10 protein-coding genes are annotated in these 6362 nt (G+C 68.0%); 3 read left to right on the top strand and 7 right to left on the bottom strand.

The genetic code is table 11. From position 1 onward, the window contains the following. Positions 1-23: 23 nt before the first annotated feature. Both PLC66_RS04815 and tsaE read right to left on the bottom strand, forming a co-directional pair. Positions 24-1424, bottom strand: a complete 1401-nt coding sequence (locus PLC66_RS04815; RefSeq protein WP_324538102.1) for an N-acetylmuramoyl-L-alanine amidase — start codon at positions 1422-1424, stop codon at positions 24-26. Then, entirely contained in the window at positions 1364-1894 is a 531-nt protein-coding gene (gene tsaE, locus PLC66_RS04820; protein WP_324538103.1) for a tRNA (adenosine(37)-N6)-threonylcarbamoyltransferase complex ATPase subunit type 1 TsaE, read from the bottom strand. The genes PLC66_RS04815 and tsaE overlap by 61 nt, the downstream gene beginning before the upstream one ends. 15 nt (positions 1895-1909) lie before the next feature. On the opposite strand from tsaE, the gene queG reads away from it, so the two are divergent. Together queG and PLC66_RS04830 are read left to right on the top strand one after the other, a co-directional pair. Next, positions 1910-3013, top strand: a complete 1104-nt coding sequence (gene queG, locus PLC66_RS04825; RefSeq protein WP_324538104.1) for a tRNA epoxyqueuosine(34) reductase QueG — start codon at positions 1910-1912, stop codon at positions 3011-3013. A 31-nt stretch (positions 3014-3044) separates the two neighbouring features. Further along, on the top strand, positions 3045-3245 hold the full coding sequence (locus tag PLC66_RS04830) for a SlyX family protein (protein ID WP_324538105.1): 201 nt from the start codon (positions 3045-3047) through the stop codon (positions 3243-3245). A 6-nt stretch (positions 3246-3251) separates the two neighbouring features. On the opposite strand, the gene PLC66_RS04835 is transcribed toward PLC66_RS04830, so the two are convergent. Beyond that, a complete protein-coding gene (locus PLC66_RS04835; protein ID WP_324538106.1) occupies positions 3252-3545 on the bottom strand; it encodes a cytochrome C oxidase subunit IV family protein in 294 nt (97 codons plus the stop codon). Positions 3546-3558: 13 nt separating this feature from the next. Then, complete coding sequence (locus tag PLC66_RS04840) at positions 3559-4086, bottom strand: cytochrome c oxidase subunit 3 family protein (RefSeq protein WP_324538116.1); 528 nt, start codon at positions 4084-4086, stop codon at positions 3559-3561. A 270-nt stretch (positions 4087-4356) separates the two neighbouring features. On the opposite strand from PLC66_RS04840, the gene PLC66_RS04845 reads away from it, so the two are divergent. Next, a complete protein-coding gene (locus tag PLC66_RS04845) occupies positions 4357-4827 on the top strand; it encodes a CreA family protein (RefSeq protein WP_324538107.1) in 471 nt (156 codons plus the stop codon). 21 nt (positions 4828-4848) lie between these two features. Here the strand turns inward: PLC66_RS04845 and PLC66_RS04850 are convergent, their stop codons facing one another. The 3 genes from PLC66_RS04850 to PLC66_RS04860 form a co-directional block, all read right to left on the bottom strand. Further along, a complete protein-coding gene (locus PLC66_RS04850) occupies positions 4849-5118 on the bottom strand; it encodes a hypothetical protein (RefSeq protein ID WP_324538108.1) in 270 nt (89 codons plus the stop codon). A gap of 190 nt (positions 5119-5308) precedes the next feature. Next, positions 5309-5830, bottom strand: a complete 522-nt coding sequence (locus PLC66_RS04855; protein WP_324538109.1) for a DUF3617 domain-containing protein — start codon at positions 5828-5830, stop codon at positions 5309-5311. A 244-nt stretch (positions 5831-6074) separates the two neighbouring features. After that, a partial coding sequence (locus tag PLC66_RS04860; RefSeq protein WP_324538110.1) for a periplasmic heavy metal sensor occupies positions 6075-6362 on the bottom strand: 288 nt, incomplete at its 5' end.

Genomic DNA, 6362 nt, shown 5'->3' on the forward strand with positions numbered 1-6362 from the left:
GTCGGCGACGGGTCGCCACCGGCTCAATCGAGTTGGGCGACGCGCGTCGGCGTGCTCGGCGCATGCTCCTGGAAGTAGCGCTTGATGCCGCGCATCAGGGCGTTGGCCATCTTGTCCTGGTAGGCCTCGTCATTGAGGCGGCGCTCTTCCTGCGGGTTGCTGATGAAGGCGGTTTCGACCAGCACCGAGGGAATGTCGGGCGCGCGCAGCACGGCGAAGCCGGCCTGTTCGACCTCCGGCTTGTGCAGGCGGTTGACCGTACCGAGCTCGCCGAGCATGGCGCGGCCGAGCTTGAAGCTGTCGTTGATGGTGGCTGTCTGCGACAGGTCGAGCAGGGTGCGGGCGATATGGCCGTCCTGGCGGGCGAGATTGACGCCGCCGACGAGGTCGGCATCGTTTTCCTTCTGTGCCAGCCAGCGTGCGGCCGAGCTCGAGGCGCCGCGCTCGGACAGCACGTACACCGAGCTGCCGTTGGCTTCGGGCCGCACGAAGGCATCGGCGTGGATCGACACGAAGAGGTCGGCGCGCACACGGCGTGCGCGCGCCACGCGCTGGTGCAGCGGCACGAAGTAGTCGCCGTCACGCGTCAGCACCGCGCGCATGCCGGGTTCGGCGTCGATCTTGCGCTTGAGCCGGCGCGCGATCGACAAGGTGACGTTCTTCTCGTGGCTGCCGCCACGACCGATCGCGCCCGGGTCCTCGCCGCCATGACCGGGGTCGAGGACGACGGTGTACAGGCGATTGACGGCCGCTTCGTTGCGTCCGCCGCCGCGGCGGGCCGGTTCGCGTGTCTGCGCGCGCGCGACCGCGGTGGCGTCCCTGCCGTCCTCGCCCATCGCCGCATCCATCGGCGAATCCTTCAAGATCAGCGCCATCAGCGGGTCGTGCTCTTCGGTCGGATGCAGGTCGAGCACCAGGCGGTGGCCGTAGTCGCCCACCGGCGCCAGCGTGAATACCTGCGGATTGACCTGGTTCTTGAGCTCGATGACGACGCGCACCACGCCGGGGCGGTTCTGTCCGGCACGGATCAGGCGGATGTAGGGGTCGGAGTCGAGCACCTTGGACGGCAGCGACTGCAGCACGCTGTCGAGCCGCACGCCCTCGAGGTCCACCACCAGGCGGTCGGGGTCCTGCACCAGCATGTGGCTGAAACGCAGGGCAGCAGCGCCTTCGAGGGTGATGCGGGTGTATTCGGGCGAGGGCCACACGCGTACGGCGAGCAGGCTGGCCGGGGCGGCGTGGCCGACCGGGCTGACCATCAGCGCGAGCGTTGCGCCGGCGAACTTGAGCAGCTCGCGCCGATTGAGGCTGCGCGCGCGCGCCGAAGCGAGTTCGAGGCCCTGTCCCGCAGCGTCGTGTTCGATCAAGCCGTCCCGGGCGCCGGGTCCGCGCCCTGCAATGTCTTCCCCAGTTCGATCACGCATTTCCGCCCCGCATCCGTGTGTCCGCAAATCTCCGCAAAGCGCCCGTCGGCCTCGGTTCGAAGCCGGATTTCGAGGTCGGGAGCGGGGAGGTAGGGGGCCGCCTTGTCAGGCCACTCAACGACACACACCCCCGGTCCCGCAAAGTACTCGTCCAGCCCCGCGTCCAGATATTCTTCGGGCGAATTGAAGCGATAAAAATCAAAGTGATATAAGTCTAATCTAGAAACTACGTAAGGTTCAATCAAGGTGTATGTCGGGCTCTTCACCTTTCCGGCGTGACCGAGGGCCCGCAGCAGGCCGCGGGTGAGGGTGGTCTTGCCCATTCCGAGGTTGCCCTGCAGCCAGATCCTGAGCCCCGGATGCAGCACGCGGGCCAGCGCGGCACCAAGCGCCTCGGTATCGATTTCGCCCGGCAAGTGCGCGCCCACACGGGCGCCGTTATCATCGGCGGCTTGAATCAACTCGATCATGGGAACCTCGTGGGGATGGCGGCTGGACAGGGGAGCGGGATGATCGGCGCGCCGGCGTTGCCGCCATTCGATGGGGCGGAGCTTGTTGCGCAAATAAGACAGTGGGGGCTCGAACTGGGCTTCGGGGCGATCGGGGTCGGCGGTATTGACCTCACGGACGCCGAGCCCGGGCTGGCGGCCTGGCTTGAAGCCGGTTTCCATGGCGAGATGGATTATATGGCGCGCCATGGCATGAAGCGTGCGCGCGCCGCCGAACTGGTACCGGGCACGCTGCGCGTGATCAGCGCACGCATGGACTACTGGCCCGACGCCGCCCCGGCCGACGCCGCGCTCGCCGATCCGCAGCGCGCCTATGTGTCGCGCTACGCGCTGGGGCGGGACTATCACAAGGTGCTGCGTGCCCGCCTGCAGAAGTTCGCCGAGCGCATCGCGGCGGTGGCGCCGCACCAGTACCGGGTGTTCACCGATTCCGCTCCGGTGCTGGAAGTGGAGCACGCTAGCCGCAACGGGCTGGGCTGGCGGGGCAAGCACAGCCTGTTGCTCGATCGTGCGGTGGGCTCGTGGTTCTTCCTCGGCGAGATCTTCACCGACCTGCCGCTGCCACTCGATGCCGGCGTCGAGCCGCACTGCGGGCGCTGTACCGCCTGCATCGATGCCTGCCCCACCGGCGCCATCGTCGCCCCCTACCGCGTCGATGCACGGCGCTGCATCTCCTACCTGACCATCGAATTGCAGGGCGCGATCCCCGCCGACCTGCGACCGCTGCTCGGCAACCGCATCTACGGCTGCGACGACTGCCAGCTCGTGTGCCCCTGGAACCGCTTCGCCCAGCTCACGCACGAGCCGGATTTCGCGCCGCGCAATCGGCTCGACAGCGCCACCCTGGTCGAGCTCTTCGCCTGGTCGGCGGCCGACTTTGCCGAGCGCACCGCGGGCAGCCCGATCCACCGCATCGGCCACGAGTGCTGGCTGCGCAATATTGCCGTCGCGCTGGGCAATGCGCCGGGGACGCCCGAGGTGCTGGCCGCGCTGCGCGCGCGCGCGGACGACGACAGCGCCCTGGTGCGCGAGCATGTGGCCTGGGCGCTCGCGCGCCATGCGGCGGCGGCAAGCGGCTAGAATCGGCCGCCCCCCTCGCAGGAAGCTCCGCATGGAAGACCGCATCGAAAAGCTCGAGACCAAGCTGATGGCCGCCGAGGATCTGCTCGACGAACTCAACCGCACGGTGTGGCGCCAGCAGCAGGAGCTCGAGCTGCTGCGCGAACATGTGCGTCAGCTCGCCCAGCAGGTGAAGACCATCCAGCCCGGCAATCCGCTGCGTCCCGAGGACGAGGTCCCGCCGCACTGGTGAGCGGATTCAGGCGATCAGCGCCCCGGTGAGCCGCGCCAGGGTGTCGCCGAAGGCACTGGTCAGGATCACCAGCAGCGGCATGCCGTAGCCGAAGCCGTATACCGCCAGCCGGATGCGCCGATGTGCGCTGCCCAACTCCAGGAAGTGGTCGCACACCAGGCGCACCTTGATGCCCATCACCAGGGCCACCACCACGGTCACGCCGAAGCCGGCGTCGGCCCGCCCGCCGAGACCGGCGCCGGCCACGCTGAGCAGCACCAGCAGCAGCCAGACCAGATCGAGTTTGCGTGTCCCGCTCATGTCGCCCGCCCCCTCATCGCAGCACGTAGAACAGCGGAAAGATCATCAGCCACAGGATGTCGGTCGCGTGCCAGTAGCAGGCGAAGGCCTCCAGCCCGGCGTGCTCGGCGACGGTGTAGGCGCCGCCGGCGGTGCGCGCCATCACCCACAGCATGCCGAGCAGCCCCCAGAACACGTGCACCAGGTGGGTGAAGCTCAGGTAGTAGTAGGTGATGATGAAGACGCCCCCGCTGCCGTCCAGCCCGTGGGCGAAGTTCCAGCGCAGCTCGAGCACCTTGATCAGCGGGTAGCCCAGGCCGAACACGAAGCCGGCCAGCAGCCAGCGCAGGCAGGCGGCCTTGCGTGCCGCGCGCATCGAATGCAGGGCGCGTGCCACGCACCAGCCGCTGGTCAGCAACATCAGGGTGTAGCCGGTGCCGGCGGCGAGCGACAGTTGGCCGGGCCCGGCGCGGAAGGCCTCGGGGTGATGGGCGCGGGCGACGAAGTACACCGCAAACAACAGGGCGAACTCGGTGAGCTCGCAGAAGATGCCCACCCACATCGCCTTGCTGCCGGGGATCCGGCCGGCGGCAGCCGGCGCGGGAACGGGGTCGGGCACGTTGGTGCGCTCAGGAAAGGCGAGGGAGGCGGTCACTGCACGGGGGCCGGTGGTGTTTAGGAGCCGATCGTCGACATCGACAGTTGGTGGATGGAAGGAATACGCCTGGCCGCAAGCGTGCGCCTTGATCCAGGGTAAATCGTGCGCGTCGGTGCGACGCCGACTCGATGCGGGTGCGATACTCCCTGTCCGATCCACGTGGAGGTACCCGCCGTGAAAACCGCACTATCCCTTGCCCTGCTGGGCTTGCTGCTGCCCTCGCTGGCGCAGGCCGAGACCGTGGGCAGTGTCGATACCGCCTTCAAGCTCATCGGTCGCAACCACCAGGTCGTGGTCGAAGTTTTCGACGACCCGAAGGTGAAGGGGGTGTCCTGCTACGTGTCGCGGGCGCGCACCGGTGGGGTCAAGGGCACGCTCGGCCTCGCCGAGGACACGGCCGACGCCGCGGTGGCCTGCCGCCAGGTGGGCGAGATTGGGTTTGCCGAGCCGCTGAGGAAACAGGAGGAGGTGTTCTCGCAGAGCGCCTCGATCCTGTTCAAGAAGATCCGCATCGTGCGCATGGTGGATGCCGCACGGAACACGCTGGTCTATCTCGTCTACAGCGACAAGCTCATCGACGGCAGCCCGCAGAACAACGTCACCGCCGTGCCGGTGGCGCGCGCCTTGCCGATCCCGGTCCGCTGAGCGCGGGGCCGGCGGAGTTGCTCAGGCTGCAGCCACCTCGTTCAGGCTGCACTTGGTGACGCCGAATTCGGTCCGCACCAGCAGCGGGTAGCTCGCGCCGCTGAAGCGGCCGAAACTGCCGATGTTGTATCCGACCACGTAACCGGCGACATGGCCGATCCAGACGCGCCGGCCGACGCGGTAGCCGGCGCGGATCGCACGATTGACGGCAAGCTCGACGCCGCCGTGCCAGGGGTGAGGGCTGTTCTCGCTGCGTTTGCCCTCGATGACGGAGAGGGACTGGGTGCTCATGATGACCTCTGTCGGGGGGCCCGGGGGGGGGCCTGCAAAGCCTTCAACGGCCCGCTTGCTGCGAGCCTGACCCACTTTCCCGCACTGAGCGAAGCAGGGGAGTGATCGTTGTCACGCTCCGGCTCAATTCCTGCCGCCCGGGCGGTCGATCATCATCGTGCCGTGACCGGACGCACACCCGCGGCGTGCGTCAGCCGGCGCATTGCGCCGCCAGCCAGCGGCCCTCCGTCTCGACATCGAGATCACCACGTGTGGAGCGCATCGTCACCCGCGTCGTGAAGTACTCCGGACTGTCGATCCGCGCGCGGAAGCTGCCGGTCGCCTCCGGCCCGGTGCAGCGCATCGCCCCGCTCACGGTGTTGCCGCTCTTCACCACCTCGGTCAGCGTGCAGTTGCCCTCGACCTTGCCCGCGTAGATCGCGTCCTGGCGTGCCTGCTCGGGCGTGATGCAGGTGCGCACGGTGCCGTCCTGGCCGAGGCTCACGCCGCGCTGCGCCATCTGCTGCTCGATCATGCGGCGGGTATCGGCGGGCAGGTTCTTGAGCTGTTGCTGCAACTGCGCCATCTGTGCCGACATGTCGGGCAGGCCGCCCACGCTCAGGTGGGTGGAGCGGAACTCCCACAGGCCGGGGCGGATGTTTTCCACGGCATGGGCGGAAAGCGGGAGGCTGGCGAGGGTCAGCACGACGGCGGTCAGTTGGCGGAGGGGCATGAGGGGCGTCCTGTGGGTGTCTGGGGGCACGAGCGCTGGCCTGCGCTGGGCGGCGGGCCTTCGAACGCGGGATTATCTCAGGACGAAGCGGCAAGCACCTTAGGACGGAGCGTTTCGATGGTGAGCAAGTTTGTCGGCCGAGTGGCTGGCCCCGTGCGGATGACTTGACTGCGCCACGCAAGGTTAGCCAGGCACTGCAATTACGAGCGAAGTCCGCTTCGCAACTTGAATCCGGGCAGCGCACCTACCGTCCATGCAGGTCCTCGACCGTGCTGCGCGCGCCGGGCTGGTCGCGTAGCAGCCGGGCAAGCAGTGCGCGCTGGTGAGCATCGAGGATCGCGCGCTCAGTGATCAACTGTTCGATGATCAGGCGTTGCTGGGTTTGCTGCAGTTCGGCAGTGGCTGCGCGCTCGGACTCGATGCGCCCACTGTCGATCGTGTCGGCGAAGAGGGCCTCGATCAGCGCAGCGCGATGAGCTTCAAGCTGCGTCGTGGCGGCATCGAACTGCAACAGGAAAGGCTGCTCGGCAGC

It is taken from the genome of Thauera sp. (assembly GCF_035444905.1).
Taxonomy (GTDB): domain Bacteria; phylum Pseudomonadota; class Gammaproteobacteria; order Burkholderiales; family Rhodocyclaceae; genus Thauera.

Excerpts from the sequence above, each read along its gene's own strand:
- PLC66_RS04815 (WP_324538102.1), bottom strand. The coding sequence starts at position 1,424 with ATGCGTGATCGAACTGGGGAAGACATTGCAGGGCGCGGACCCGGCGCC.
- tsaE (WP_324538103.1), bottom strand. The coding sequence starts at position 1,894 with ATGATCGAGTTGATTCAAGCCGCCGATGATAACGGCGCCCGTGTGGGC.
- queG (WP_324538104.1), top strand. The coding sequence starts at position 1,910 with ATGGCGGCTGGACAGGGGAGCGGGATGATCGGCGCGCCGGCGTTGCCG.
- PLC66_RS04830 (WP_324538105.1), top strand. The coding sequence starts at position 3,045 with ATGGAAGACCGCATCGAAAAGCTCGAGACCAAGCTGATGGCCGCCGAG.
- PLC66_RS04835 (WP_324538106.1), bottom strand. The coding sequence starts at position 3,545 with ATGAGCGGGACACGCAAACTCGATCTGGTCTGGCTGCTGCTGGTGCTG.
- PLC66_RS04840 (WP_324538116.1), bottom strand. The coding sequence starts at position 4,086 with ATGTGGGTGGGCATCTTCTGCGAGCTCACCGAGTTCGCCCTGTTGTTT.
- PLC66_RS04850 (WP_324538108.1), bottom strand. The coding sequence starts at position 5,118 with ATGAGCACCCAGTCCCTCTCCGTCATCGAGGGCAAACGCAGCGAGAAC.
- PLC66_RS04855 (WP_324538109.1), bottom strand. The coding sequence starts at position 5,830 with ATGCCCCTCCGCCAACTGACCGCCGTCGTGCTGACCCTCGCCAGCCTC.